The sequence below is a fragment of the Vreelandella sp. V005 genome, assembly GCF_052645115.1.
The window spans coordinates 207,390-232,420 of the sequence record NZ_JBQXYA010000003.1 but is presented as its reverse complement, the minus strand read 5'-3'; the positions used below and the strand labels follow the sequence as shown (position 1 = coordinate 232,420).

Here is a 25,031-nt window from a genome sequence, read left to right as displayed (position 1 = left end):
ATCAAGTTAGATTGGGGTGGCTATTCGCTAGCCATTGCGAAACAGAAAGCTGTAGGCATTGAGTGCCGGTACGCCGCCCAGGTGGGCGTAGAGCACTTTTGAACCTGCTGGGAATTCACCGTTGCGCACCCTGTCGATCATGCCGTGCATGGATTTACCTTCGTAAACGGGATCGGTAAGTACACCCTCCAGGCGGGCACACAGACGAATGGCGTCCAGCGTGCCTTCGTTGGGCAGGCCGTACTCGGGGCCTCCGTAGCGGGTATCCAAAATCACGTCGTCATCGGCGATGCTACCCTCCAGCTCTACCAGCTCAGCCGTATGGCGGGCGATACGCAGTATCTGCTCGCGGGTCTGTTCGGGTTTGGCAGAAGCATCAATGCCAATCACTCGCTGGGCGCGGCCATCGGCAGCAAAGCCCACCACCATCCCGGCCTGGGTGCTGCCGGTGACCGAGCACACCACGATATAGTCAAATTTGAAGCCCAGTTCTTTCTCCTGCTGGCGCACTTCTTCGGCAAAGCCCACAAAGCCTAAGCCGCCGTAAGGGTGTTCGGAACAGCCCGCGGGAATGGGGAAGGGTTTACCGCCCCGTTGGCGAACATCCTCCATCGCCTGTTCCCAGCTGGGGCGGATGCCGATATCGAACCCCGCTTCATCCAGGCGCACATCGGCGCCCATGATGCGCGACATTTCGATATTACCCACGCGGTCATACACCGCATCGGAGTAGTTAACCCAGTTTTCCTGTACCAGCACACACTGCATACCCAAGTGAGCGGCGACAGCAGCGACCTGCCGAGTCTGGTTGGACTGAATGCCGCCAATCGATACCAGTGTGTCGCAACCTTGCTCCAGCGCCTCAGGAATCAAATACTCCAGCTTACGGGTTTTGTTACCACCAAAGGCGAGGCCGCTGTTGCAGTCTTCACGCTTGGCGTAGAGCTCAACTTCACCGCCAAGATGTTCGCTTAGCCGCTTGAGGGGTGTAATCGGAGAAGGCCCAAAGGTAAGCGGATAACGGGGGAAACGATTAAGATTCATATAAAAATCTCCTACTTCACAGCGAGAGTGGCGATATGAAAAGCGCCTGGCGAGGGTGGACGTGAAGCGTTGGCGTGCTCGCAAATTGTTATATTGAGTAGCTTTCCATAATAAGCGGTGATTGAGTTTTTTGTATTGCAAAATTATTGCTATATAAGCAACTAAAAATGGTATAAGTTTTACAAATCGTTTTTTAATACCGTTAAATCATAGAAAAGGTAAATAATTGTGTGTGCTAAGGTCACGCATCCACGCGCGGATGCCCACCCGCCAGGGCCTGAGTTGGATCGTATTGATAAGCGTATCCTTAAGCTGCTTCAGAATGACGCCACGCTTTCCAATGTGGCCTTGGCCGAGCGCGTTAACCTGAGCCCCGCGGCTTGCCTGCGCCGAGTGGAAAGGCTCAAGCGGGACGGGGTGATCAGCCGGATCGTGGCGCATTTAGACCCGGAACAGCTCCAAGCAGGCATGGTGGTATTGATTGGCGTGGTGCTCGATCGCTCGACACCGGAATCCTTCGCCGCCTTCGAAGAAGCGGCCCAGAAGGTATCCGGCTGCATGGAGTGCCACGTGGTAACAGGGGAGTTTGATTACTTTATGCTGGTGCGCACGCGGGATAGTCAGAGCTTCAACAGGCTACACGCAGAGCAACTGCTCTACCTGCCCGGCGTACGTCAGATTCGCTCGTTTATGGGACTGCGGGAGGTGGTTTCGACCCATCAGGTGCCGATTTAGCTTAAGGCGAAGACGAGGGCTCTGGCCGGGTGGCGAGCCACAGCGCAATCATTACCAGTAAGGCAACTACCATCCAGCGCAGTAAGCCGGGACCGAGTGACCAGATGACGATCAGCGTGCTCAATGCCAGCATACTCACGGCTGCGAGCTTGGCACGCCGGGGGATGGCGCGCTCTTGCTCCCAGGTGATCAGTAAGGGGCCGACATACTCGCGGGAGCGAATCCAGGCCTCGAATCGCGGTGAGCCTTTTGATGCACAGTAAACCGCGATGAGCATAAACACGGTCGTTGGCAGCAGAGGCAGAAAACCCCCCAGCACCCCGATACTAAAGCTCAACCCCGCCAGCACCACCCACATGAGGCTGATCAGTCTCATCCTTACTCCCTTGCTACTAGGTTTGCACCCGGTCATCCATGCATTGCGCTAATGTGAATCAGTATGGATTTATATCACGGCTTAGTCATGTCGGTAGGGCACCTTCATCTAAATGCAGACACTCCGTCATCGTTCTGTCATTTAGCTCCTTTAGTGTCTCCTAACGTTTAATCGTTGGCTTACAAACGATCAGGGGGAGACCACCATGAGTAAAGAGATCGAAGATCATCGCCTATTTAATAACAGCAGCAATCAACCCTTTGCTGAAGTGCTGGCACGTCATGTTTCTCGCCGGGATGTGATGCGCGGTGGTTTGGGGGTCGCTGCTGCTTCAATGCTCAGCTTTGGTGGCGCTGCCCAAGCGCTGGCTTCAAGTGGCGCGCAGAAAACACCCCTGACACTTGCTTTTGAAGCGGTGCACGGTTCGCTTACCGACGCGATTGTGGTACCGGAAGGCTATATTGCCCAAGTATTGGTGCCTTGGGGCACACCATTGAACAGCGGCGATTCGTGGCAGGCCGACCAGACCATGACGCCTGAGCAACAGGCAGAAAGTATCGGCATGCATCATGATGGCATGGCCGGTTTTGCCTTGGATGCTGACAACGCTTCACGTCGATTTATACTGGCCCTCAATAACGAATATATCGATCAAGCTGCACTATGGGCACCTCAGGGCGGGCCCACCAATGCTGAAGCGGGCAAGCGACCAGCAGATGAGTCGCGCACCGAGATCAACGCTCACGGTGTCACGCTTGTCGAAGTTGAAAAAGACGCCAACGGTCAATGGTCGCATGTGCCGGGGTCACGCTATAACCGCCGCTTCACCAGTGCGACGGTGATGGATCTTTCCGGGCCCGTGGCGGGCAGTGACTACGTCAAGACGCAGTTCTCACCGACAGGCATGCAAACCCGTGGTACGAATAATAACTGTGGTAATGGGGTAACGCCTTGGGGTACCTATATTGCCTGTGAAGAGAACTGGCCCGATATCTTTGTCAATCGTGGCGAGCGCTTTCAGGATGATGCCCGTATCGGCATTCCTACGGACAAAAGCCGCTACGGTTGGGATACATCCGCAGGCGATACCTCCGAGGAGAAGAGTGAGTTCGCTCGCTTTGATATCACACCACGTGGCGAGCGGGCAGAGGATGATTATCGCAACGAGGCACGCACTTTCGGTTATCAGGTAGAGGTCGACCCCTATCGTGATGCGCGGACAGTCAAGCGGACAGCGCTTGGGCGTTTCCGCCATGAAGGGTGCTGGTTAGGCAAACTGGAAGCCGGTCAGCCGGTGGTCTACTACTCTGGGCATGATGCCCGTAACGAGTATGTGTATAAGTACGTCTCTGACGCCGCTTGGGACCCCGCCGATGCCAATCGACCCGGCGAGGCCTATGACCGCCTTGCCATTGGCAACAAATACCTGGACAACGGCACGCTGTTCGTCGCCCGTTTTCATGCCGATGGCAGCGGGGAATGGCTGCCTCTGACGCCTGATGCTCAAACAAGTGATGGTCGCACACTGGCAGCGGCACTGGGGCTTGCCAGCGATGACCACGCGGGCATTATCATCAACACCTGTGACGCGGCGGATTTGCTGGGTGCCACGCCAATGGATCGCCCTGAATGGGCGTCGGTCGATCCTGCTTCGGGTGATGTCTACCTAACCCTGACCAATAACACTCAGCGTACCGCTGAGGATGCTTCTCCAACGTACACCAACGATGGAGAGCGCCTTGAGCAGAATGGCGTCGGTTACGATCTGGCGCCGACCAACGCTGCTAATCCGCGTGCCAATAATGAGGCGGGACACATCATCCGCTGGCGTGAGAGCCGTCTGCCGAACGCCTTTACCTGGGAAGTGTTCGTGTTTGGTGCGGCAACCGATGATACGGATAATCACTCCGGCCTGACGGAAATGAACCAATTTGCGAGCCCTGATGGACTATGGTTCGACGAGCGCGGCGATGGGCAGGGTATTCTCTGGATCCAGACTGATAATGGCTATGAAGGTGTCACCGAGTACACCAACGACCAGTTGCTTGCGGTCGTTCCTAACGGCCTCGACGATATTCAAGGCACCGGACCCGTCATTAACAGTAGCAACCAGCAACAGCTCAAACGCTTTGCGGTAGGGCCGAACGGCTGTGAAGTGACCGGTATTTTTGCTACGCCGGATAAAACCGCGCTGTTTATCAACATTCAGCATCCGGGCAATTGGCCTGCCGACGGGAGTGCGCTAGTGCAAGACGCCACGGTTGCCGCCAGCGGCCAAGTGCGCCCCCGGGCAGCGACTGTGGTGATTCAGAAGCGTGACGGCGGACCGGTGGGGGTATAAAAGCTATTAAGCTGCTAATGGAAAAAAGTGGTAGTCATGGCAATTAGCTAATAATGCCAATTGCTAAAACGAACGGGAAAGGGTGGGCTTGGTTAATTAAGCCCACCTTATAAAAGCTTAACCAGCTTTCTTGTTAACATTCTCTTTAGCCAACGTATTCAGCTTGTCATCCGTGGATTTCTCTTCTTTCAGCGTTTCGGCCAGGATGTTTTTAGCTTCGGTATAACCTAATTGCTCGGCCAGAGAACACAGCGTGCCATAGGTGGCGATTTCATAGTGCTCCACTTTTTGTGCAGCACCAATCAGTCCAGCATCACGCACAGCGCCTTTTTCGGTCGCTTCAATCAGCTCTTGCGCTTCTTCTATCAAGCTCTCCATGGCGTAACACTTCAGCCGTTTGATGCGGATGTCCGGCACGCTATCAGCGACTTGCTCTAACCGTTCTACCTGCCCTTGGGTTTCATCAAGGTGGTGTTTAAAAGCATCGACCAGTTTGGGGTCATCCGCCGCGCGCGCCATCTTGGGCAGCGCGCGAGTCATTTGCTTTTCTGCGCTATTTGTTTCAGACAGTAGACGAACAAAAAGCTCGTTAGCGTTTTTAATAACCATGATTTGCTCCATGCCGTTAAAAATAAAACCGTCGCAACTCCATGCAACGGTTTAAAGCTAGCAAGGAAAGTAGGGTTGATAAATATATATAAGTTAAGTTTTATCGCCAATGTTGGCCCTTTCTTCTAACGCTTGCACAGCATCGATACTCAGTGGCAGCTGATTGGCCCAGTGAATATCTTCACGGCAATGACCAATATCTTGCAGGACGTGGTCATCGTAGGCCAATAGAGGCACTACATGGCGGCGAAAAAGCTGTCGGCGCCGATAGCGCCACCAGCGCATTTCAAGCTTGTGGATCAAGGTCAACGGTGGCATCGCTGGCATATAAAACTCCAGCCGTGGCGGTTCAGGCGGCGGAGTCAGTCGGCGGGCTTGGCGCCAAGCATACTTCGCCTGGCGGTTCGGGTTGTCGTGATTCATTACACACCTCCATCGTGCACCTGCTGCCCAGCCACGGCGCCTGCGCGCCTGCTGGTTAGGTGCTATCTGTCGTTACTAAGAAGGAGGATCGCGACCTCTGATGAATAGCTTGGTGCACAGCTTTGGATCAATCAAACGAAAAGAACTACACTATGCCTTAAGTTTTTATGAAAGGTGGCGTGATGAATCAGCTAACGAATGTGGTGGATAGTCGGGCGGTCTTACCACTACTGGATAGTGAAGTGCTGCGTAGCTTTGTAACGATTGCGGAAAGTGGCAGCTTCACTCGCGCTGCCCAGCAGCTTTTTCGCACCCCCTCCGCGTTAAGTATGCAGATTAAACGCCTGGAAGAGACGTTGGGCCAAACCCTGTTTATACGCGAAGCGCGCCATGTGCGACTGACGGCAGAGGGGGAAATGCTGCTCGGCTATGGCCGACGGTTGCTGAAGCTCAATGCCGAGGCGGTGACACAATTCCTGGCGCCCACCTTGGAAGGGCGTGTAGGGCTGGGCATTACTGACGACGTTGTCTGGCGTGTACTGCCCTCTGTGCTGGCACAATTCGCCCGCTCCCATCCAGCGGTGCAGGTCGATGTCATCGTTGGTCGTAGTGTCGAGCTGCTCGCTAGGCTAGATGAGGGGGAGCTCGATTTAGCCTTGGTAATGGCTGGTGAACCTGGGCAGGCGGCGCGTGGCGAAATCGTGCATAGCGAGCCGCTAGTATGGGTGGGCCGTGAGGATGGGGTTGCCGTACAGCGCACGCCGCTGCCGGTGACACTGGCGCAACAGGGGTGTGCATGGCGAAGAATTGCACTCCATGCGCTGGATAGCGCCGGGGTGAATTACCGAATTGCCTACTCCTGCGACCACTGTGCCGGTCAGGAAGCCGCCATGTTGGCAGACCTGGCTATTTCACCTTTCCCAAGAAGCCTGATTCGGCCGCCGCTCAAGCGGCTCCACAATGATTCACTGCCCCCACTCGGTGATTACCAAGTTGCGCTGGTTAAACGGGCTGGCAGTGGTGATGCCAGCGAGGTATTGGCTGAGCGGGTGGTGGAGGCGTTTCGTGAGGGGTGAGCCCACATCATCAGTCAACCTAAGAGATTGCCAAGTCGGCTAACGTGGTGCTGCACTCAGTTCGCTGTCGCCTTCATAGGTAAGGTTGGTTTCCCAGCTTTCGCTGCTAACGGCTATCGCTGTATGAATACCGGCGGTGTCGCCTGCTTTAAAGGCAGCATAGATCGCTTTGTGGTCTTTCAAGGCGGTTTCCGGTAGCGAGCGCATGGAGGTTTCCAGCGCGGCTTCGATCAGTTGCAGTAAGGTCTCCCCGACGCGGATGGTCATGGGGTTATGGGTGCTGTGCAGAATGGCGCGATGGAAGGCGATATCGTGCTTGGAGGTTTGAGCACCCTCGCGGATAGCTTCTTCCATAGCGTCGATACTCTGCTGAATGCGTTGGTGATCCTCTGCTGTGGCGGTATGCATGGCTTGAAGGGTATACGCTGGTTCAAACATAAGACGGAATTCCAATACGTCCCTTGTCATGCCCCGCGCCAGAATCATTCCGAATGCCATTGGGTCGACGAGCGGCGTGCCTGGTTCGCGGCGAATCATGGTGCCTTGGCCTCGTTTGACTTCGACAATCCCTATCGCTTGCAGCATCTTGATGGCTTCACGCACGCTGGATTTACCAATGCCCAGGGTATGAGTGAGCTCCGTTTCCGAAGGCAGGTAATCCCCTGGCTTGAGGTCGCCTCGTATTAGCGCACTTTTAATACGCTCCAATAGTTGCAGTGCAACTGAGCTGCGCTCCATCGAATCCCCAAATGACGTTGTATTGCTGATCGAATTCATCTCTGGCTGGCGTTTAAAACTCATGTGGGCCTCGCGTGGCGCATCGGTATTTTCTGCATTTTATCAATGTTCTAAGCCTAGCGGCTTAACACACTCGCTTGAATATACTTAAAAGAAATAGGTTTATTCTCCATTGTTTTATGCGGCTGCCTTGCTAATGGATTGATTTTTAGTCTAGTCTGAAATCAGACATCTGATGTCTGTTGTTTGTTCAGAAAGATATAAAACATGAGAGCCTGAATGACCCAAAAGCACATCGTGGTATTGACCACGGGCGGCACGATTGCCAGCAAGCCCAGTGACTCCGGTCGAAGCCAGTCAGGGGCTTTAAGCGGCGAGCAGTTGTTAGAGCAGGTGGCGCTGCCGCAGGGCGTCGACGTTACGTTAGAAGTGATATCGATCCTGCAAAAGCCCAGTAATGCCGTCACCCTCGACGATCTTGCTGAACTCCATCGCCACGGGCGGAGAGCATTGTCGCGTGCGGATGTGGACGGACTGGTAATCACCCATGGCACCGATACTTTGGAAGAGACCGCTTACTTTCTATCGCTCACGCTGCCAGCGGATAAACCTTGTGTCATCACCGGTTCTCAGCGGGCGCCTCACCAGTTAGGTACCGACGCCTTTAAAAATATCTGCGATGCTATTGTGGCGGCGGTAAGTCCCCAACTGAGTCAGCTTGGCTGTGTCGTGGTGTTCAACGAGTCGCTATTTGCGGCGCGTCATGCCCGCAAGGTGAGTAGTTTCCAGTTGCATGGGTTTGACGCCCCCGGTGTCGGTTCGTTGGGATATATCGACGGGGAGCGCCTCAAGCTTTATCACGCAGCAACCGCCATAGCGCCCCCCCTTGAAGGGTGGGATACCCCTTTGCCGCGTGTCGACCTTTTGCCCGCTTACCTGGATGCCTCGCCAGCAGTGCTGAAAGCCTGTGTGGAGAGTGGGGCGAAGGGAGTAGTGATTGATGGCTTGGGCCGGGGCCATGTGCCACCTGGCTGGATGAACGCCATACGAGCATTGGTTAGCGCAGGTGTCCCTATTGCGGTCGTGAGTAGCTGTGCTCAAGGGCCGGTAAACACCAGTTATGAATTTAGCGGCAGCCTGGCCGATTTGATTTCGGCTGGGGTGATTGCGCTCAACGATATCAGTGCACGCAAGGCAAGGCTTGCCCTTGCCCTGCTGCTGAGTAGTACCCCGCGCGAAGTGCTGGGGGATGCGATGGAACGCCTGATGGCGTGAGCGGCCTTTCAACCTTGCTCAACGGCAGTAACAGGAAACTAAAAAGCAACTCACCATAACTAAATAAGGTGCTGGACATGAAACTAACGCTGACAAAAGCCACTCTCTCTGCGGCTATTGCTGTCGCTTCTCTAAGTGCGGCTCAACTCCATGCGGCCGACTATACCTTCAGCTTCGCCCACGTGTTGATTGAAGAAACACCGAACGGCCAGGCGGCGCTGCGCTTTAAAGAGGAGGTAGAGGAGAAGTCTGACGGGCGTATCGAGATTAACGTACTGCCCGCTGCTCAAGTGGGGGGCGATGTTGAAATCATTGAGCAGATTCAGATGGGTCTGGTCGATATCGGTATCCCGCCAACGGCCACTCTGGGCAACTTTGAGCCGCGTATGCAGATTTTGGATCTGCCGTTCTTGATTGCCGATTACGATACCATGGTGGAAACCCTGGACGGTGAAGTGGGTCGCGAAATCCTCGATACCCTGAATGGCCATAACATGGTTGGCGTCAATTTCTGGGGTGCAGGTTTCCGCCATATCACCAACAATGACCGCCCGATCGAAACTCCCGAAGATATGGACAGCATCCGCATGCGCACCATGCAGGCGCCGATCATCATCTCCACCTATGAAAACCTGGGCGCTAACGCCACCGCTATGGCTTTCACCGAGGTTTACAACGGCCTCCAGCAGGGCGTGGTGTCGGGACAGGAGAACCCACTGGCCAACATCTACACCATGCGTTTCCATGAGGTGCAGGATTATCTCTCGCTGACCAATCACGCCTACCACGCCTATGCGGCGGTTATGAACCAGGACTCTTGGGACTCGCTGCCGGAAGATCTGCAAGCGGTCATGCTGGAAGCCTTCGATAACGGTCGAGATACGTCCCGTGCGCTAACGCTGCAGGACGAAGAGACCATCATGGAAGAGATCAAAGACGAGATAGCGATTAACGAACTCACCCCTGAGCAGCGCGACGCCTTTATTGAAGCCAGCATGCCGGTGCACGAAGAGTATGAGGAAATCGTCACTACCGAGTTGCTGCATAAAGTATATGACGCGGTAGGTATCGAGTATTGATCCAACGGGTCGGCTAAGACCTGTCTTTTCTCTTCTTACCCCTTTCAGGGTGTGGGTATCTCATGTTCGAAGCGCTCAACAAATGTCTTGATCGCTTGGAAAGCGTGGCGATGGTCGTTTTCATGTCGATTGCGACCATCCTCACTACCATCCAAGTCGTGTATCGCTACGGCTTTAGCGGTTCGCTATTTTGGGCTGAAGAAGTCGTTATTTACTCCATTATCTGTATGAGTTTTGTAGGTGCCAGTATGGGAGTGCGACATGGCACGCATATTTCGGTCGATGTGCTGAATGCCATTGCCTCACCCGCAGTGAACCGCTGGCTGCATATGATCGCCGCACTGATCGGTATCGTGTTCGCACTTTTTATGACCTATTACGGCTTTGTGCTCTATTTCAGTACGCTGGATCGAGGCCAATTGACTGCGGCACTCCGCCTGCCAATGGCGTGGTTTTATCTACCGATTGGCATATCCGGTGTGCTGCTGATTCTGCGTTATCTATGGGTCATCAATGAAGTCTGGAAAAAGCCTCCGGTAGGACTCTCCGAAGAGCTTGTAGCCGGTTCGGATAAGCTCATTTAACCCCTGGAGAGCGACCATGATTACTGCATTATTACCGATCTTTTTTGCCGTTCTACTGCTCGGACTGCCCATCTTTGCTTCCTTGGCATTGGCGGTGTTTCTTGCCATTGAGTTCTTTGGTACTACCAATCCGGTCATCGTGCCGATGCGCATGTTTACCGGCATGAACAACTTTTCGCTGATGGCGATCCCGTTCTTTATCCTGGCGGCGGAGTTGATGCGGATTGGCGGGCTTTCCGACCGATTGATCAATCTTGCCAAGGCGCTGGTCGGGTGGGTGCCAGGGGGCTTGGCAGCGGCTACCGTGCTGTCATGCCTCTTCTTTGGAGCCATTTCCGGTTCGAGCCCCGCCACGGTGGTGGCGATTGGCTCGATCATGTTCCCGGCACTTGTTGCTGCTGGCTACGATAAGCGCTTTGCGATTGGCTTGATCGCCACCGCTGGCACCTTGGGGCCGATCGTGCCGCCGAGTATTGCGCTGATTATCTACGGCTCAGTGACCGGTACTTCGGTGGGACGGCTGTTTGCAGCGGGCCTGCTGCCCGCCATTGTGATTGCTTCTATTCTCATCGCCTACTGCATCGTCTTTAGCAGCATAAAAGGCTATGAACGTGCTCCTTTCCCTTCGCTGCGGCAAATTTTAGTCGCCTTTAAAGATGCTGCCTGGGGCCTTGGGCTGCCGGTGATTCTGCTCGGGGGTATCTACAGTGGTGTCTTCACCCCGACCGAATCAGCGGCGGTCGCCTGTGTATATGGCTTGTTTGTCGGCATGGTGGTTTATCGCACCATTAATGTAACGGAACTGGTGGGAACGCTAAGAAGCTCTGGGTTGATTTCCGCGACGCTGCTGCTGATTACCGCGGGGGCATCTGCTTTTTCTTGGCTGCTCGCCATTACCGGCACGCCTAGCCAGTTGGCTGGCGAGGTGTTGTCGTGGACAGACGATCCGTTTCAGGTCATGGCGCTGTTTAATGTCGTGATGATCGTTGCTGGTTTCTTCCTTGATAGCGCCTCGGCCATCATCGTGCTCTCGCCACTGCTGCAGCCTATTGCCGCCCAGGTAGGTGTGGATCCGGTGCATTTTGGGGTGATCACGCTGATCAACTTCTCGGTAGGGATGATTACACCGCCTGTTGGGCTGAACCTGTTCGTTGCCATGGCGATATCCAAGATGTCGCTGCAGGAAGTGTTTAAGGCCTGCTTGCCGTTGATTGGTTTGATGCTGTTAGCGCTGATTATCATCACCTATGTTCCATGGCTAAGTACCTGGCTGCCCTCACTGATTTATTAATGAATCGCTTTAAGACGTTAATCAATAAGGACAACGAACCATGAGCAAAACGATTGAACAAGCGGTGGCGGAGCAGGGCCTTACGTTACCGGCTATTCCAACGCCGCGCGGCCTGTTTCTGCCTTGGTCCCGGTTGGGTAGCCAGCTGTTTTTAGCCGGCCAGATTTGCGAACGTGGCGGGGATGTTCTCTATCCTGGCAAGGTGGGGGGGTGAGTTCGATCTTGAAACCGGCAAATTGGCGGCCCAGGCGTGTGCTTTGAACCTCTTGGCTGAATTGAGCGATGCTGTCGATGGCGACTTCTCTCGGGTGGTGCGCTGCGTGCGCATGAATGGCTTCGTCAATGTGGCGCCGGGCTTTCACGATGTGCCGCTGGTGATCAACGGTGCATCAGAGCTTTTTGTCGCGCTATTTGGCGATGCGGGGCGCCACGCTAGAACCGCCATTGGGGTGGCGACACTGCCCGGCAATGCGGCGGTAGAAGTCGAAGCGATTTTTGAAGTGCGTTAAGCATCCACAGAGGTACGTAAAGCATGCAGGACTCACCCATTTTTCTCCCGTTACGTGAGCAGCGCGAGCGGCTCCGGGCGGGCACGTTGACAGCTACCGCGCTGGCCGAAGCGGCAAACGCTGCTTATCAGCAGCGCGGAAAATACGACCACGCCTATCTCACCTGGAACGGTGAACAGGCACTGGCCATGGCAAAAGCGGCCGATGCGGTGCTCGCCCAAGGTGGTGATGCGGGGGCGCTAATGGGCATGGCGGTATCGATTAAAGATATCTACGCCGTGACGGGGTTGCCCACGTATGCGGGCTCTTCCCAGCGCCTGCCTAAGCGCTGGGAGCGTCCTGGCCCGGTGGTGAGCGCTTTATTGAAGCAGTTGCCCTCTGTGATGGGTAAAACCCACTCCGTTGAGTTTGCCTTTGGCGGCTTGGGCACCAATACACACTGGGGCGCACCGCGCAATCCGTGGGATGTTCAGCAGCACCGCACGCCTGGTGGCTCCAGCTCCGGCGCGGGTGTTTCGTTAGTGAGCGGCACGGCAAGCCTGGCATTGGGTACTGACACCGCAGGTTCAGTACGTATTCCTGCCTCGATGACCGGCGTAGTGGGATTGAAAACCACCGCCGGGCGCTGGTCGACCGAGCAGATTGTGCCGCTTTCAAGCAAGCTGGATACCCCAGGGTTGCTGGCACGGCGGGTCGATGATCTCGCCTTTGCGTTCGATGCGTTGGATGGCGGCCTTAGCGGTCAGGATGATCGAGTGCCCGCAACACCAATGCTTGCCGGATTGACCTTTGGGGTGCCTGAAACATTTTTCTGGGACGACTGCAGTCCAGGTATCGCAGAAACTGTACGTGCTGCCATTAAGCAGCTAGAAGCCGCCGGGACGCGAATAGTGACCCTCGAGTTGCCTGGGATTGAGGAAGCGTATGAGTTGTTCAAACTCGGCGGCGTGGCCGCGGCAGAGCTCGCAGCGTTTCTAAACACCGAGCTACCCGAGATGATTGACTCCCTGGATCCTAACGTCGCCGCCCGCGTTAAAGCGGCAGATGACATGCCTGCCTGGGAGTATGTGCGTCGTCGCACGGTGCTGGAATCGCTGGCCGCCTCTGCTGCCGCTCGCATGGCCGATGTCGATGCGGTGCTAACTCCCACGGTAGCCATTACCCCGCCCACTATCGAAAGCCTCGAGCCAGAAGGCGCCTATCCCAAAGCCAATATGCATGCCCTGCGCAACACCGTGATCGCTAATTTTCTCGGTTTATGTGCCTTGACGCTGCCGGTGGGAAAAGACGCCGCAGGCATGCCCGTTGGCCTGCAAGTGCTGGCCGGGCCATGGCAAGACGCCAACCTGTTGGCAATCGGCCAAGCAATTGAAAACGAGCTGGGATCAGGCTTGGAGATTCTTGGTCAACCGCCAGCGATATGAGCACTCAGGCGGCCTAAGTACTCCCGCCGGTTTGGAGCGTAAAGCCCACATCGTGCTGGCGGCGGTAGACATTTTTACCGCTTAGGCGCCGAATAAGTTCTTTGGCGGCTAAACGGCCCATTTCTTCTCTGGGTGAAAGAATGGTCGTGAGCTGAGGGGTTACATGCTGTCCAAGCGGCAGGCCGTTAAACCCAGCAATGGCGATATCCTCTGGCACGTTTAGACCTTGACGTTGAGCAGCCAGCAGGGCGCCTACCGCCAAGTCGTCGTTGGCAAAGTGAATGGCCTGGGTATGAGGGTATTGCGCGAGCACTTGAGCCAACCCTTCAGCGCCCGCCTGTAGGCTGCCCAGGGTGTCTAGCTCCAACAGTGGGGCGTCGACTCCTTTCTCCTTTAGCACCGCTTTATGGCCTTCATAGCGCATGCTGGCGCGATAATCTTGTGATAGACGGGCGCCCACATAAACAATATGGCGGTAACCTTTGCCGATCAGATGGGTAGCCATACAGCGGCCGGCGGCCACGTGATCCAGCCCGACGTTAAGATCCATGCCTTTACCTAGCTCCATTACCTCCATAATGGGGTGATCCCAGTTCGCTAGCAGCGTATGACATGCTGTGTTGTGGCGTAGCCCAGCCGTGACCAGTGCAGAGCATGACCAGCCTAAAAACGTGCGCACCAACTGATACTCACGGTCTAGATCGTAGTCGGTGTTACCCAGCAGTATCTGGTAGCCCTCGGCTTCCAGCGTCTCCTGCAGCCCCTTGATGACTTCCACAAACACGCTATTGACCAGTGACGGTACGATCACGGCAATCAGCCGTGATCGGGAGGAGGCCAAGCTACCGGCCACCAGGTTGGGTACGTACCCCAAGCGCTCCACGGTCTGGAGAACACTGCGCCTTGCGCTATCGCTCACTTTATCGGGGTAGTTCAGTGCCCGCGATGCGGTGATCGGTGATACCCCCGCCGCTTGCGCCACTTGGCTGAGCGTAACTTGGTCGGAGCTTCGCCGTTGCCTAGCGGTGGTGGGCAAGTCAGCGTTAGGCGAGTCTTTAGACATTGGTCGCAGGGCCCTAATGTTCAGCTTGTCGTTACGCAGAGAATAATCTAAAACGAATGGTAGCGCTATCATGACAGCGCTACCATTTGACTTTCAGCAATGGGCTAGAGAGGAGAACAACACCGCGACGATAGCAACAAAAGCAACAACACTTTCAACAAAGCGAGGTGTCGGCAGGTGAGTCAATACAATCAACAATCACTTCAAGTAGGCGTTATTGGCCTGGGTGCCATGGGCATGGGTACTGCTACCGTATTGCTCCAACAGGGGTTTAACGTCACGGGCTGCGATATTTCTGTAGAGGCGCGCGATGCCTTCGTGGCGGCAGGGGGCCGCAGTGTTGAAACGCCTGCTGAGCTTGCTCACTGCCACATTGTGTTGGTGGTTGTCGTAAACGGATTACAGGTTGAGCAGGTGTTGTTCGGAGAGCAAGGCGTCGCCAGCCAATTGGCGCCGGGCAGCCTGATTATGCAGTGTGCCACGGTGGCGCCCAGTCAAGCCAAACAGCTGGGTGAGCGCTTGTTGGCACAGGGTTTAATGATGCTGGATGCGCCGATTAGCGGCGGTGCGGCGAAAGCGAAAAGCGGTGAGCTATCGGTCATGGCGTCTGGTACACCTGAGGCGTTCAGCTTTGCCCAGCCAGCGCTTGATGCCATGGCCGCTAAAGTTTATCAGCTGGGCGATGCACCTGGGGTTGGCTCCAGCATGAAGTTAGTCAACCAATTGCTAGCGGGTGTACATATTGCCACCGCCGCCGAAGCCATGGCGCTGGGGATTCGTATGGGGCTCGACCCTGAGGTTATTTATGACGTCATTACCCACTCGGCGGGTAATTCCTGGATGTTCGAAAACCGCGTGCCGCATATTCTTAGTGGCGACTACACGCCGCTTTCCGCGGTGGATATCTTCGTCAAGGATCTCAATATCGTGCATCAGACCGGACGCGAGCTGGCGTTGGCCACACCGGTGGCGTCCAGCGCACTGCAGCAGTTTACCGCTGCCAGTGGCGCAGGCTTTGGCCGAGAAGATGATTCAGCGGTGATCAAGGTTTATCAGCGGCTCTCCGGCATCGCCTTGCCGGAAGCCGCCAACGATGCCCAGGGAGCCTGATAATAATGGGTATGGGATCGAACATTGTATTAGGTGCCATCGCCGACGACTTCACCGGGGCCACCGACCTTGCTAATAATCTGGTGCGCGGCGGCATGCGCTGCCTGCAGGTGATTGGCGTACCGCAAGAAGAGATTGATCTGCAAGAAATTGATGCGGTCGTGGTGGCACTCAAATCCCGCTCCTGCCCGGTAGAGGAAGCAGTTAATGATTCCCTCGCTGCGTTAGATTGGCTGCAAAAGCAGGGTGCCAGGCAGTTGTTCTTCAAGTACTGCTCCACCTTTGATTCCACCGACCGGGGCAATATCGGCCCGGTGGCGGATGCTTTGTTGGAAGCGTTGGGCGCTTCCCAGACGGTGATGGTGCCCGCCTTCCCGATCAATGGCCGCACGGTTTTCCAAGGCCATCTGTTCGTGGGCGACCGCTTGCTCAACGACAGCGGCATGCAGCACCACCCCTTGAACCCCATGCAGGACGCGGATTTAGTGCGCGTACTTACTCGCCAAACGCCGCACCCGGTGGGCTTAGCCAACCGCGCTGTGCTTGCCCAAGGGTCAACGGCCACCCGCGCTCATTTATCGGCGCTGGAAGCACAAGGCGTTCGCCATGTGATCTGTGATTCCCTGGATGAGCAGGATCTGGACGTACTGGCCGAAGCGACGGTTTTACTGCCCTTGGTCACCGGTGGCTCTGGTCTAGGGCAGGCGCTGCCTGCCCAGTACCGTGCCCAGGGCTGGTTAGCCACCATTACTGAGCCGGGGCGTTTATCGCCTGCCTCCGGTGGGGCGTTGGTACTCTCCGGCAGTTGCTCACGAGCCACGCTCGCCCAGGTGGCAGATTTTTTGGCCAAGCACCCTGATGGTGGCTTTGCTCTGGAGCCTTTATCGCTGGCAGAAGGCGAACAACAGCAAAGGCAGGCGCTAGCGTTCGCACGGCAACGCCTATCTAAACAGGCGCCGGTACTGCTTTACGCCTCAACTGATCCTGACAAGGTGAGTACCGCCCAGCAAGCCTTGGGGGTAGAACGTGCGGGCGCGCTGGTGGAAGAGGCACTGAGCCAACTGGCAGTCAAGCTGGTTAACGAAGGCGTAGGCCGGTTACTGGTGGCGGGGGGCGAAACCTCCGGCGCGGTGGTTTCGGCGCTGGGCATTACCACCCTTCGCATCGGCGAGCAGATCGACCCCGGCGTGCCCTGGACCCAAGCCCCGCTGGCGGTTCGTGATGCGCCGCTGTCGCTGGCGCTGAAATCCGGCAACTTCGGTGGCGTCGATTTTTTTACCCGGGCGTTTAAGGTGCTGGCATGAGCATCCACCTGCATCGCCATCCCCAGAACAGCTTGCGGGAGCAGATCAGCACCCTGGGTAAATCGCTGTTTGATCGCGGCCTGACCATGGGCGCCAGCGGCAATATCAGCGTACGGCTAGACGATGGCGGCTGGCTGATGACGCCGACCAATGCTTGCTTGGGAAGGTTAGACCCGGCGCGCATCTCTCATCTGGATAACAACGGCCAACTGCTGAGTGGTGATAAGCCTACCAAAGAGCAGTTTTTGCATATGGCGATGTACGAGGAGCGCCCGCAATCCGGTGCGATTGTGCACCTGCACTCCACTCATTCGGTAGCGGTCTCTTGCCTGCCCGATGTGAATCCCTGCGACTGCATACCACCACTCACTGCCTACTACGTGATGCGGGTGGGCAAGCTGCCGCTGGTGCCGTATCACATTCCCGGCGACCCCAAGCTGGGCGATGCCGTGCGGGGCTTGGCGGGCCAGCATAGCGCGGTGCTGCTGGCTAACCACGGCCCAGTGGTGGCGGGCAAAAACCTCGAAGCAGCGGTCTACGCCACCGAAGAACTGGAAGAGACCGCCAAGCTTTACCTGTTGCTGCGGGGCGAGAACCCAAGAGGATTAACACCTGAGCAGGTGGCGGAGCTGGAAGCGCGTTTTCCACGGGATTAACGACGCACTTCACAATGACGTACTTAACAACAAGAAACAGGACAACAAGAGCACCACGATGATTCGATTAGCCGCCAACCTCAGCATGCTGTTTAACGAGTACGCCTTTATGGATCGCTTTAGCGCCGCTGCGGACGCGGGCTTTAAAGGCGTTGAGTACCTGTTCCCGTACGCCTATGGCGCCGATGAGTTAAGCGATGCGCTGAACAAGCACCAACTGGAGCAAGTGCTGTTTAATCTGCCGCCAGGCGATTGGGATGCTGGTGAGCGAGGTTTGGCGAGCCTGCCAGGCCGAGAAGGGGAGTTTCGTGACTCGGTGGTTGAAGGATTACGATACGCCGAGGCGCTCAACTGCCCTCGGGTGCATGCCATGGCGGGACTGCTCCCGGGAGGTGCCGATGCCGCGACCCAGGCTGAACACCACGCCACCTATATCCGCAATCTGCGCTTTGCGGCGAGTGAAGCAGCCAAGGTTGGTCGAGACATACTGATCGAGCCGATTAATACGCGCGATATGCCCGGCTTTTTTCTCTCTCGCCAAGCGCAGGCCATGGCGGTATTGGAACAGGTTGGGGCGGAAAATCTCAAGCTACAGTTTGATCTCTACCACTGCCAGATCATGGATGGCGACTTGATTCGCCACCTTGAACGCCAGTTCAGCGTCATCGGCCATATCCAGGTCGCAGGTGTGCCAGAGCGCCACGAGCCGAATGTTGGAGAAGTGCACTACCCCGCCATTTTTGAGCGATTAAGTGCGCTGGGCTACCCCGGTTGGATCGGCTGTGAGTACAGGCCCAAGGCAGAAACCCGTGCTGGGCTAGGGTGGGGCGAAGCTTGGGGGCTAACCACCCACTGATATCCGCCAAGCCAAATAAAAACGAGAAATACACAAACAATAACAACAGTGCATAGGAGCAAAGCGATGCATATTGCCATTACCGGCGCGGCAGGCTTTCTAGGCCAGCGGTTAGTGCAACAGCTGCTGACTAGAGGAGAGCTTCGCCAGCAGCCGATTACTCGGCTAACGCTGATTGATCAGATAGAAGCACCGTTGCCTGATGCGGGCAAGGTCGCCGTGTCATCAAGGGCGCTGGATATTACCGAGTCCGGCGCGCTGGATAGCGTACTGGAGCAACGCCCTGACGTTGTTTATCACCTCGCGGCGGTAGTGAGTTCTGCCGCAGAAGCCGATTTGGAGCTTGGCCTGCGGGTTAATTTCGATGCCACGCGGGCGCTGTTGGAAGGCTGCCGAAAGCAGTCACTGACCGATACTCGCTTGATTATGGCAAGCTCCGTGGCGGCCTACGGGGGTGAGTTACCGGAAGTGCTGGATGATAGGACGGCCCTTCACCCGCAAAACTCCTACGGCGCCCAGAAAGCCATGTGCGAGCTGCTCATCAACGATTACAGCCGCCGAGGGCTTATCGACGGCCTAGTGCTGCGCCTGCCTACGATCGTGATTCGCCCTGGTCGGCCGAATGCCGCGGCCTCTAGCTTTGCTTCGAGTATTCTGCGCGAGCCGCTCAATGGCGAAGAGGCGGTGTGCCCGGTGCCCGTTGAGCTGCCGATGTTTGTGATGTCGCCAGGCAAGGTGGTGGATGCACTGATTCATGGTGCTGAGGTGCCGAGTGAAGCGCTGGCGCCTTTTCGGGCCTTTATGCTGCCAGGTATTACCGTCACCGTGGCTGAGATGCTGGAAGCGTTGCGTGACGTCGCGGGAGAAAAAGCGCTTTCACTGGTACGCCATGAACCCGACCCACGCATTAAAGCCATTGTGACGAGCTGGCCCGCCCGGTTTGAAACCACGAAAGCCAAGCAGCTTGGCTTTGTAGGTGATGACAACTTTAAGCAGATTATCGACGCGTTCGTTTCTGAATCGTCGTGACTTCCTCACCTACCCGCAACGGTAGGAAACTGCCTGGGCAACCCCCGCAGTCGGGTAAGTTGCCTCAATGACCACCCTCACAACAATATAAAGAGGGCACTACAATGACGAAGCAACACATGACACCAATGCTCAAGCGCCATGTTCTGGTGGCAGCGATTAGCGGTATCGCCACGGCAGGTATCGCACTTCAAGCCCACGCCGCGACGGAAGTGAACCTAGGCCATACACTCTCCACGACTTCGCACTACTCGGTAGGTGCTGATGCGTTTAAAGAGACGCTTGAGCGATTATCCGATGGCGAGTTCACGGTCACCGAGCACACTTCTGGGTCGCTGGGCGGCGAGCGGGAGATGATCGAAGGCCTGCAGATCGGTACCGTCGATGTGGTGATTACCTCCACTGGCCCGCTGGGTAACTTCGTACCGGAAAGCTATGTACTCGACCTGCCGTTCCTATTTGAAAACTACGACCAGGCTCGCTGCGTGTTGGATAGCGAACTGGGCGATGAACTGTTGGAAAAAATGGGCGAGCACGACTTGGTGGGTTTGGCGTGGTCTGAAAATGGCTTTCGCCACCTAACCAATAGCCAGCGCGAGATCGCCACGCCCGCGGATGCCGAGGGGCTGCGCGTACGCACCATGGAAAATGCCGTGCACCAGGAAGCGTTCCGCCAGATGGGCGCCCGCCCAACGCCAATGGCGTTCCCTGAGCTGTTCACCGCGCTTCAGCAGGGCACCGTCGATGGTCAGGAAAACCCGATTACCGTCATCGTCGCCACTAACTTCTGGGAAGTGCAGGACTACCTCTCGCTCACCGGGCACGTCTACTCACCGGCTATCGTGCTGGGGTCGCCCATACTGCTGGATGGTTTGAGTGATGAGGAGCGTGGCTGGTTTATGGAGGCAGCTGCGGCGTCTGCCGAAGCGACCCGTGAAGAGGTGTCGCGTCTGGAGCGTGACGGGGTGGCCCTTCTGGAAGAGAATGGTATGACGGTAAAAACTGATATCGATATTGCCCCCTTCCAGGCAGCGGTACAGCCTGCCTACGAGATATTCACTTCAGAATACGGCACTGAAATGCTTGAGCGCGTTCAGGAAACAGCCAGCGGTTGTTAAGTAACCCTGTCGAGCGCTTCCCCACCTCGGCCTCCGGCATCTCGGAGGCCGCATTGGCATGGTGACTTCTTATGCTAGCGGTCTTTCTTCGTTTTGAGCACCAGTTAACCCGGCTCGCTATGCTGCTTGCCGTGGCGATGCTGGCGATCTCGGTGACACTCAGTTTTTATCAGGTGCTCACCCGTTTTGTCTTCAATGCACCCTCGACCTGGACGGAAGTGGCCTCCCGTGCGGCAATGATTTGGTGTGTCTTCCTGGCGGCGGCTGCCACGTTTCGGGGTGGCTACATGATGGCGGTGGAGGTTGTTTATAAGCTAGTGCCCGCGCGCTTTCTGACCTTATTGGAAGTCGCCATTGTGGTGTGCTGCCTGCTGGTACTGGGGGTGCTGATTCACTACGGCATTCAAATGACCCTGCGGGTGAGCAGTCAAACCATGTCGGGAATGAATATCTCGATGTCATGGGCTTATGCGGCGATTCCGACAGGCTCCAGCTTTGCTATTGTCGCCGTGGTGGCGAGGCTGCTCGCACAGCTTGCTGGCCGGGAAAAGGTAGGCCCTGAACATAGCGAGATCGTGCCGGAGGCTGAAACATCCCAGGGTGCATCACGACCAGAGCGGGAGGTACAGCCATGAACATGGTTATTGGTCTATCGCTGATCATCCTGTTTACCTTCGGGGTGCCGATTGCGATTTCGATTATCTTGGCATCGATTATCGGTATCGAATTCTTCACGCGCCTGCCACTGCTGCTGGTGCCACAGCAGATGTTTATCGGCATCGATAAGTTTCCGCTAATGGCAATTCCCTTTTTTATACTCGCCGGCAATCTGATGGCTGCTGGGGGTATCTCCCAGCGCTTGGTGGACCTGGCGAAATCCATCGTTGGCCGCGTGCAGGGCGGGCTGGCCATGTCCTGCGTACTGACCTGCATGATGTTCGCAGCGGTGTCCGGCTCCAGCGTGGCCACTACGTTTGCGATCGGGGCTATCTTGATTCCCGCCATGGTCAAGCATGGCTATCCCAAGCCGTTGGCCGCCTCCATACAGGCCTCATCAGCAGAGCTTGGGGTACTGATCCCACCCTCGATCCCATTGATCCTTTACGGCGTGAGTACCGATACCTCTATCGGGCAGCTGTTTCTGGCGGGCATCGGTCCCGGCATACTGATTGGCAGCGCGCTAATCCTCTTTCTCTACCTGTTCTGTAAGGTGCGAGGTTACGGAAAGGACGACTATAAAGACAGCACTGGCTTTATGATCTCGGTGAAGCGTGCTTGGGTCGCGATGCTGATGCCGGTGGTCGTGATTGGCGGTATCTATGGTGGGGTATTTACCCCGACTGAAGCCTCCGCCGTGGCCGTGTTTTTTGCGCTGATCGTGGGTGGTTTCTACTACCGGGAACTAAAGGTCGACGACCTCTGGCCGATTATGCGCCAGAGCGTTGTCTCTACCGCTGCGGTCATGCTGATCATCGCCGCCGCCTCGCTCTTTAGCTTTCTACTCAGCCGAACGGGGCTGCCGGCACAAATCGCCACTCTCGTCACCAACACCATCAATGACCCGCTGATGTTTCTGCTGGTGGTCAATGCATTGCTGTTGGTTGTCGGCATGTTTATCGAAACTTCCGCCGCTATTTTAGTGCTGGCACCGATCTTGACACCGATCGCCATTCAGTTCGGTATCCACCCCGTTCATTTTGGGTTGGTGATGGTGGTTAATCTGGCCCTTGGCATGATCACCCCGCCGTTGGGCGTAAATCTGTTTGCTGCCTGTGCGGTTGCCAAAATATCGATTGATCAGATGTTGCCCTGGTTGGTGCGCTTTGTGCTGGTGGTGATGGCCTGCTTAATGGCAATTACCTATATGCCGTGGATCTCCATGGGGCTGGTGAACATCTTCTACGGTTAAGCAACGCATGTTTAAGATTAAAAAACACAATAAAAGGAGTGCTGTATGTCTCAAGCATTAACGTTGCCACCGCAGCAGGCGCTGATTGGTGGAGAGTGGGTAGATACCGCCGCTACGCTTCAGGTAGAAGCCCCCGCCACAGGAGAGCCACTGGCGCGCATTGCGCGTAGCCAAGGGGAAGAGGTCAATGCAGCAGTGCAGGCCGCACGGCAGGCCTTTTCCGGCCAGTTAGGCGAATGGGCTCGCTGGCCTGCCCGGCAGCGCAGCGAATGGCTGCTGAGTTTTGCCGATGTGATCGAGACACATCATGAACAGTTGGCCCAGCTCGAGTGTGCCGATACCGGCAAGCCCATGACCCAGGCCAAGGGGGATATATCAGCCTGCGCACGCTACTTCCGCTTTTATGGTGGGGCGGCGGACAAGCTGCATGGTGAAACCATTCCGTTTGAAAACGACTTCGCGGTAATGACACTGCGCGAGCCTTACGGCGTATGTGCCCAGATTATCCCTTGGAATTATCCCTCTCAGATATTCGGACGCTGTGTGGCAGCAGCGCTGGCGGCAGGTAACTGCGTGGTGCTTAAGCCCGCCGAAGATGCCTGTTTGAGCGTGCTGCGCTTGGCAGAACTGGCGGTGAGTCATGGGCTTCCGGCGGGAGCACTCAATGTTGTGCCAGGGCTTGGTTATGAAGCAGGCGCAGCGCTCGCCGCCCATGCCGAAATTGATCATCTTTCTTTCACCGGTTCACCTGAGACCGGTACCCATGTTGCCCAAGCCGCCGCACAGCACCATGTGCCCGTTACCTTAGAGTTAGGAGGTAAATCGCCCCAGCTCGTGTTTGCCGATGCAGATCTTGATGCAGCGCTACCGGCAGTAGTGCGCGGTATTGTTCAGAACGCCGGCCAGACCTGTTCAGCGGGTAGCCGCCTGTTGGTGCAGCGTGAAATCGCCGATAGTGTGGTGGACAACCTTTGTGAGCGCTTTGCTGCTTTGCGCTGTGATGCAGGCGAAGCCGATGCCGACTGTGGCCCGCTGATCAATGCGCGTCAAAAGGCCAAGCTGGAAGAGCGTTTGTCGGCGGCCAAAGCCGACGGCATTCGCGTCGCGGCGATAGGAGAGCTAGCGTCTAGCGCACCGGCTGGTGGTCACTTTGTACTGCCTCAACTGCTGACCGATATTCCTGATGGACATGAAGTGCTGCGCGAAGAGCTGTTTGGCCCAGTACTGGTGGTGCAAGTGTTTGTGGACGAAGCTGAAGCGCTTGCAATCGCTAATGCGACAGACTTTGGTTTGTGTGCGGGGGTTTGGACGCGGGATGGCGGTCGTCAGCTACGCCTTGCCAAGGCTATTCGTAGCGGTCAGGTGTTCATCAATAACTACGGCGCCGCCGGTGGTGTTGAACTACCTTTTGGTGGCGTTGGGCGCTCCGGGCACGGCCGGGAAAAGGGCTTTGAAGGGCTGAGAAGCTATACACGGATCAAGACCGTCGCTATCAAGCACGGCTAGCACGATATCTACTTAAAAGGAGCTATCACAATGACAACATCTCGCCAGGTAGGCATCGTCGGCGTTGGCCTGATGGGCCATGGAATTGCCAGTAGCCTACTACGTGCAGGCCATCAGGTCAGTTTTCTGAATCACTCGGGTAACCAGCCAGTAGATGACTTACTGGCAGCCGGTGCTACCGCGCTGAGTACCGGTAGCGAAGTGGCACAAAGCGCTGACGTGATGATTTTATGCGTCACGGGGTCGCCTCAAGTAGAAGCGGTGCTATTCGAGCCTGACGGTGTTTTGGATGGGTTGAAGCCCGGTTGTGTTGTGGTGGATTGCTCTACCGCCTTGCCCAGCTCAACCGAAAAAGTTGCTGCCAGAGTGACTGACGCAGGTGGGCGCTTTATGGATGCCGCCATGACGCGCACGCCGAAAGAAGCGGCAGAAGGGCGGCTCAACTTGATTGTCGGTGCGCCCAAGGCACTGTTCGATGAAACGTTACCTCTGCTGGAGGGGTTTGCCGAAAATATTGCCCATGCGGGCGATGTAGGCGCGGGGCATACCCTCAAATTGTTGCATAACTTCGTGTCACTTGGATTTTCGGCGGTATTGGCCGAGGCCACAGCGGCTTCTCGTAAAGCAGGTATTAGCGATACCGCCTTGCTTGAAGTGCTTGGCGCAGGTGGCGGTGGCGGCGTGGTGCTTGAGCGCTTGCGTCCTTATATTGCTGAAAACGACCCTTCGGGTTTCAAATTTACAGTAGCTAATGCCAGCAAGGATCTCGGTTACTACCACACCATGACCAATGAGTTGGGGGTGGAGCGCGGCGTTGCCGGGGCCGTCCATGCTCTTTATAGCTCCGTTGATGACACGACCTTGGCAGTGCCCGAAATGATAGGCGTGCTGGAGCAGCGAGGTTAATCATCGACTGCTATTTTCTGGCGCTTTGCAACTAATGGCGAGAATTGTGATCAGAGCGTGGGCTGATCAC

26 protein-coding genes are annotated in these 25,031 nt (G+C 56.1%); 20 read left to right on the top strand and 6 right to left on the bottom strand.

Annotated elements, in window-relative coordinates; translation table 11 throughout:
* Positions 1-27: 27 nt before the first annotated feature.
* Positions 28-1,044: a 1-aminocyclopropane-1-carboxylate deaminase gene (locus ACUN8H_RS09700; RefSeq protein WP_445531937.1), complete on the bottom strand. Its 1,017-nt coding sequence runs from the start codon at positions 1,042-1,044 to the stop codon at positions 28-30.
* 228 nt (positions 1,045-1,272) lie between these two features.
* On the opposite strand from ACUN8H_RS09700, the gene ACUN8H_RS09695 reads away from it, so the two are divergent.
* A complete protein-coding gene (locus tag ACUN8H_RS09695) occupies positions 1,273-1,779 on the top strand; it encodes an Lrp/AsnC family transcriptional regulator (protein WP_445531936.1) in 507 nt (168 codons plus the stop codon).
* 1 nt (position 1,780) lies between these two features.
* On the opposite strand, the gene ACUN8H_RS09690 is transcribed toward ACUN8H_RS09695, so the two are convergent.
* The gene (locus ACUN8H_RS09690; RefSeq protein WP_445531935.1) at positions 1,781-2,155 is read right to left on the bottom strand and encodes a YbaN family protein; all 375 of its coding nucleotides are present in this window, start codon (positions 2,153-2,155) and stop codon (positions 1,781-1,783) included.
* Between the two features lie 205 nt (positions 2,156-2,360).
* Between ACUN8H_RS09690 and ACUN8H_RS09685 the strand changes: the two genes are divergently transcribed.
* A complete protein-coding gene (locus ACUN8H_RS09685; protein WP_445531934.1) occupies positions 2,361-4,496 on the top strand; it encodes a PhoX family protein in 2,136 nt (711 codons plus the stop codon).
* Positions 4,497-4,613: 117 nt separating this feature from the next.
* Here the strand turns inward: ACUN8H_RS09685 and ACUN8H_RS09680 are convergent, their stop codons facing one another.
* Both ACUN8H_RS09680 and ACUN8H_RS09675 read right to left on the bottom strand, forming a co-directional pair.
* Entirely contained in the window at positions 4,614-5,105 is a 492-nt protein-coding gene (locus tag ACUN8H_RS09680) for a YciE/YciF ferroxidase family protein (protein ID WP_445531933.1), read from the bottom strand.
* A gap of 93 nt (positions 5,106-5,198) precedes the next feature.
* Positions 5,199-5,528 carry a hypothetical protein gene (locus tag ACUN8H_RS09675; protein ID WP_445531932.1) on the bottom strand — a complete coding sequence of 110 codons (330 nt, stop codon included), beginning with the start codon at positions 5,526-5,528 and terminating at the stop codon, positions 5,199-5,201.
* Positions 5,529-5,710: 182 nt separating this feature from the next.
* On the opposite strand from ACUN8H_RS09675, the gene ACUN8H_RS09670 reads away from it, so the two are divergent.
* Complete coding sequence (locus ACUN8H_RS09670; RefSeq protein WP_445531931.1) at positions 5,711-6,604, top strand: LysR family transcriptional regulator; 894 nt, start codon at positions 5,711-5,713, stop codon at positions 6,602-6,604.
* A 39-nt stretch (positions 6,605-6,643) separates the two neighbouring features.
* On the opposite strand, the gene ACUN8H_RS09665 is transcribed toward ACUN8H_RS09670, so the two are convergent.
* Complete coding sequence (locus tag ACUN8H_RS09665; RefSeq protein WP_445531930.1) at positions 6,644-7,405, bottom strand: FadR/GntR family transcriptional regulator; 762 nt, start codon at positions 7,403-7,405, stop codon at positions 6,644-6,646.
* 216 nt (positions 7,406-7,621) lie between these two features.
* Between ACUN8H_RS09665 and ACUN8H_RS09660 the strand changes: the two genes are divergently transcribed.
* From ACUN8H_RS09660 to ACUN8H_RS09630, 7 genes are all read left to right on the top strand, one after another.
* On the top strand, positions 7,622-8,617 hold the full coding sequence (locus ACUN8H_RS09660) for an asparaginase (RefSeq protein ID WP_445531929.1): 996 nt from the start codon (positions 7,622-7,624) through the stop codon (positions 8,615-8,617).
* A 77-nt stretch (positions 8,618-8,694) separates the two neighbouring features.
* Complete coding sequence (locus ACUN8H_RS09655; protein WP_445531928.1) at positions 8,695-9,696, top strand: TRAP transporter substrate-binding protein; 1,002 nt, start codon at positions 8,695-8,697, stop codon at positions 9,694-9,696.
* Positions 9,697-9,758: 62 nt separating this feature from the next.
* The gene (locus ACUN8H_RS09650) at positions 9,759-10,280 is read left to right on the top strand and encodes a TRAP transporter small permease (RefSeq protein ID WP_445531927.1); all 522 of its coding nucleotides are present in this window, start codon (positions 9,759-9,761) and stop codon (positions 10,278-10,280) included.
* 16 nt (positions 10,281-10,296) lie between these two features.
* Positions 10,297-11,571: a TRAP transporter large permease gene (locus ACUN8H_RS09645; RefSeq protein WP_445531926.1), complete on the top strand. Its 1,275-nt coding sequence runs from the start codon at positions 10,297-10,299 to the stop codon at positions 11,569-11,571.
* A gap of 40 nt (positions 11,572-11,611) precedes the next feature.
* Entirely contained in the window at positions 11,612-11,785 is a 174-nt protein-coding gene (locus ACUN8H_RS09640; protein WP_445531925.1) for a hypothetical protein, read from the top strand.
* Positions 11,754-12,080: a RidA family protein gene (locus ACUN8H_RS09635; protein ID WP_445531924.1), complete on the top strand. Its 327-nt coding sequence runs from the start codon at positions 11,754-11,756 to the stop codon at positions 12,078-12,080. Before ACUN8H_RS09640 ends, ACUN8H_RS09635 begins: the two co-directional genes overlap by 32 nt.
* Before the next feature lie 23 nt (positions 12,081-12,103).
* Complete coding sequence (locus ACUN8H_RS09630; RefSeq protein WP_445531923.1) at positions 12,104-13,504, top strand: amidase; 1,401 nt, start codon at positions 12,104-12,106, stop codon at positions 13,502-13,504.
* A gap of 13 nt (positions 13,505-13,517) precedes the next feature.
* Here the strand turns inward: ACUN8H_RS09630 and ACUN8H_RS09625 are convergent, their stop codons facing one another.
* Positions 13,518-14,567 carry a LacI family DNA-binding transcriptional regulator gene (locus tag ACUN8H_RS09625; protein WP_445531922.1) on the bottom strand — a complete coding sequence of 350 codons (1,050 nt, stop codon included), beginning with the start codon at positions 14,565-14,567 and terminating at the stop codon, positions 13,518-13,520.
* 177 nt (positions 14,568-14,744) lie between these two features.
* Between ACUN8H_RS09625 and ltnD the strand changes: the two genes are divergently transcribed.
* The 10 genes from ltnD to ACUN8H_RS09575 all read left to right on the top strand — a co-directional run bounded on the left by ltnD (position 14,745) and on the right by ACUN8H_RS09575 (position 24,961).
* Complete coding sequence (gene ltnD, locus ACUN8H_RS09620; RefSeq protein ID WP_445531921.1) at positions 14,745-15,677, top strand: L-threonate dehydrogenase; 933 nt, start codon at positions 14,745-14,747, stop codon at positions 15,675-15,677.
* 5 nt (positions 15,678-15,682) lie between these two features.
* Positions 15,683-16,981, top strand: a complete 1,299-nt coding sequence (gene otnK / locus ACUN8H_RS09615; protein ID WP_445531920.1) for a 3-oxo-tetronate kinase — start codon at positions 15,683-15,685, stop codon at positions 16,979-16,981.
* The gene (otnC, locus tag ACUN8H_RS09610; RefSeq protein ID WP_445531919.1) at positions 16,978-17,637 is read left to right on the top strand and encodes a 3-oxo-tetronate 4-phosphate decarboxylase; all 660 of its coding nucleotides are present in this window, start codon (positions 16,978-16,980) and stop codon (positions 17,635-17,637) included. Before otnK ends, otnC begins: the two co-directional genes overlap by 4 nt.
* Before the next feature lie 58 nt (positions 17,638-17,695).
* Positions 17,696-18,493 (top strand): 2-oxo-tetronate isomerase, encoded by a 798-nt coding sequence (otnI, locus tag ACUN8H_RS09605; protein ID WP_445531918.1) that lies wholly within the window; start codon positions 17,696-17,698, stop codon positions 18,491-18,493.
* A gap of 66 nt (positions 18,494-18,559) precedes the next feature.
* Complete coding sequence (gene denD / locus ACUN8H_RS09600) at positions 18,560-19,522, top strand: D-erythronate dehydrogenase (RefSeq protein ID WP_445531917.1); 963 nt, start codon at positions 18,560-18,562, stop codon at positions 19,520-19,522.
* Positions 19,523-19,626: 104 nt separating this feature from the next.
* Complete coding sequence (locus ACUN8H_RS09595) at positions 19,627-20,640, top strand: TRAP transporter substrate-binding protein (protein WP_445531916.1); 1,014 nt, start codon at positions 19,627-19,629, stop codon at positions 20,638-20,640.
* 71 nt (positions 20,641-20,711) lie between these two features.
* Complete coding sequence (locus ACUN8H_RS09590; RefSeq protein WP_445531915.1) at positions 20,712-21,275, top strand: TRAP transporter small permease; 564 nt, start codon at positions 20,712-20,714, stop codon at positions 21,273-21,275.
* Positions 21,272-22,549, top strand: a complete 1,278-nt coding sequence (locus ACUN8H_RS09585) for a TRAP transporter large permease (protein WP_445531914.1) — start codon at positions 21,272-21,274, stop codon at positions 22,547-22,549. The genes ACUN8H_RS09590 and ACUN8H_RS09585 overlap by 4 nt, the downstream gene beginning before the upstream one ends.
* Positions 22,550-22,594: 45 nt before the next feature.
* Entirely contained in the window at positions 22,595-24,055 is a 1,461-nt protein-coding gene (locus ACUN8H_RS09580; RefSeq protein ID WP_445531913.1) for an aldehyde dehydrogenase family protein, read from the top strand.
* A gap of 30 nt (positions 24,056-24,085) precedes the next feature.
* Entirely contained in the window at positions 24,086-24,961 is an 876-nt protein-coding gene (locus tag ACUN8H_RS09575; RefSeq protein WP_445531912.1) for an NAD(P)-dependent oxidoreductase, read from the top strand.
* Positions 24,962-25,031: the final 70 nt, after the last annotated feature.

Coding starts and splice junctions, on each gene's coding strand:
- ACUN8H_RS09700 (WP_445531937.1), bottom strand. CDS start 1,044: ATGAATCTTAATCGTTTCCCCCGTTATCCGCTTACCTTTGGGCCTTCT.
- ACUN8H_RS09690 (WP_445531935.1), bottom strand. CDS start 2,155: ATGAGACTGATCAGCCTCATGTGGGTGGTGCTGGCGGGGTTGAGCTTT.
- ACUN8H_RS09685 (WP_445531934.1), top strand. CDS start 2,361: ATGAGTAAAGAGATCGAAGATCATCGCCTATTTAATAACAGCAGCAAT.
- ACUN8H_RS09680 (WP_445531933.1), bottom strand. CDS start 5,105: ATGGTTATTAAAAACGCTAACGAGCTTTTTGTTCGTCTACTGTCTGAA.
- ACUN8H_RS09675 (WP_445531932.1), bottom strand. CDS start 5,528: ATGAATCACGACAACCCGAACCGCCAGGCGAAGTATGCTTGGCGCCAA.
- ACUN8H_RS09670 (WP_445531931.1), top strand. CDS start 5,711: ATGAATCAGCTAACGAATGTGGTGGATAGTCGGGCGGTCTTACCACTA.
- ACUN8H_RS09665 (WP_445531930.1), bottom strand. CDS start 7,405: ATGAGTTTTAAACGCCAGCCAGAGATGAATTCGATCAGCAATACAACG.
- ACUN8H_RS09660 (WP_445531929.1), top strand. CDS start 7,622: ATGACCCAAAAGCACATCGTGGTATTGACCACGGGCGGCACGATTGCC.
- ACUN8H_RS09655 (WP_445531928.1), top strand. CDS start 8,695: ATGAAACTAACGCTGACAAAAGCCACTCTCTCTGCGGCTATTGCTGTC.
- ACUN8H_RS09650 (WP_445531927.1), top strand. CDS start 9,759: ATGTTCGAAGCGCTCAACAAATGTCTTGATCGCTTGGAAAGCGTGGCG.
- ACUN8H_RS09645 (WP_445531926.1), top strand. CDS start 10,297: ATGATTACTGCATTATTACCGATCTTTTTTGCCGTTCTACTGCTCGGA.
- ACUN8H_RS09640 (WP_445531925.1), top strand. CDS start 11,612: ATGAGCAAAACGATTGAACAAGCGGTGGCGGAGCAGGGCCTTACGTTA.
- ACUN8H_RS09635 (WP_445531924.1), top strand. CDS start 11,754: ATGTTCTCTATCCTGGCAAGGTGGGGGGGTGAGTTCGATCTTGAAACC.
- ACUN8H_RS09630 (WP_445531923.1), top strand. CDS start 12,104: ATGCAGGACTCACCCATTTTTCTCCCGTTACGTGAGCAGCGCGAGCGG.
- ACUN8H_RS09625 (WP_445531922.1), bottom strand. CDS start 14,567: ATGTCTAAAGACTCGCCTAACGCTGACTTGCCCACCACCGCTAGGCAA.
- otnK (WP_445531920.1), top strand. CDS start 15,683: ATGGGTATGGGATCGAACATTGTATTAGGTGCCATCGCCGACGACTTC.
- otnC (WP_445531919.1), top strand. CDS start 16,978: ATGAGCATCCACCTGCATCGCCATCCCCAGAACAGCTTGCGGGAGCAG.
- otnI (WP_445531918.1), top strand. CDS start 17,696: ATGATTCGATTAGCCGCCAACCTCAGCATGCTGTTTAACGAGTACGCC.
- denD (WP_445531917.1), top strand. CDS start 18,560: ATGCATATTGCCATTACCGGCGCGGCAGGCTTTCTAGGCCAGCGGTTA.
- ACUN8H_RS09595 (WP_445531916.1), top strand. CDS start 19,627: ATGACGAAGCAACACATGACACCAATGCTCAAGCGCCATGTTCTGGTG.
- ACUN8H_RS09590 (WP_445531915.1), top strand. CDS start 20,712: ATGCTAGCGGTCTTTCTTCGTTTTGAGCACCAGTTAACCCGGCTCGCT.
- ACUN8H_RS09585 (WP_445531914.1), top strand. CDS start 21,272: ATGAACATGGTTATTGGTCTATCGCTGATCATCCTGTTTACCTTCGGG.
- ACUN8H_RS09580 (WP_445531913.1), top strand. CDS start 22,595: ATGTCTCAAGCATTAACGTTGCCACCGCAGCAGGCGCTGATTGGTGGA.
- ACUN8H_RS09575 (WP_445531912.1), top strand. CDS start 24,086: ATGACAACATCTCGCCAGGTAGGCATCGTCGGCGTTGGCCTGATGGGC.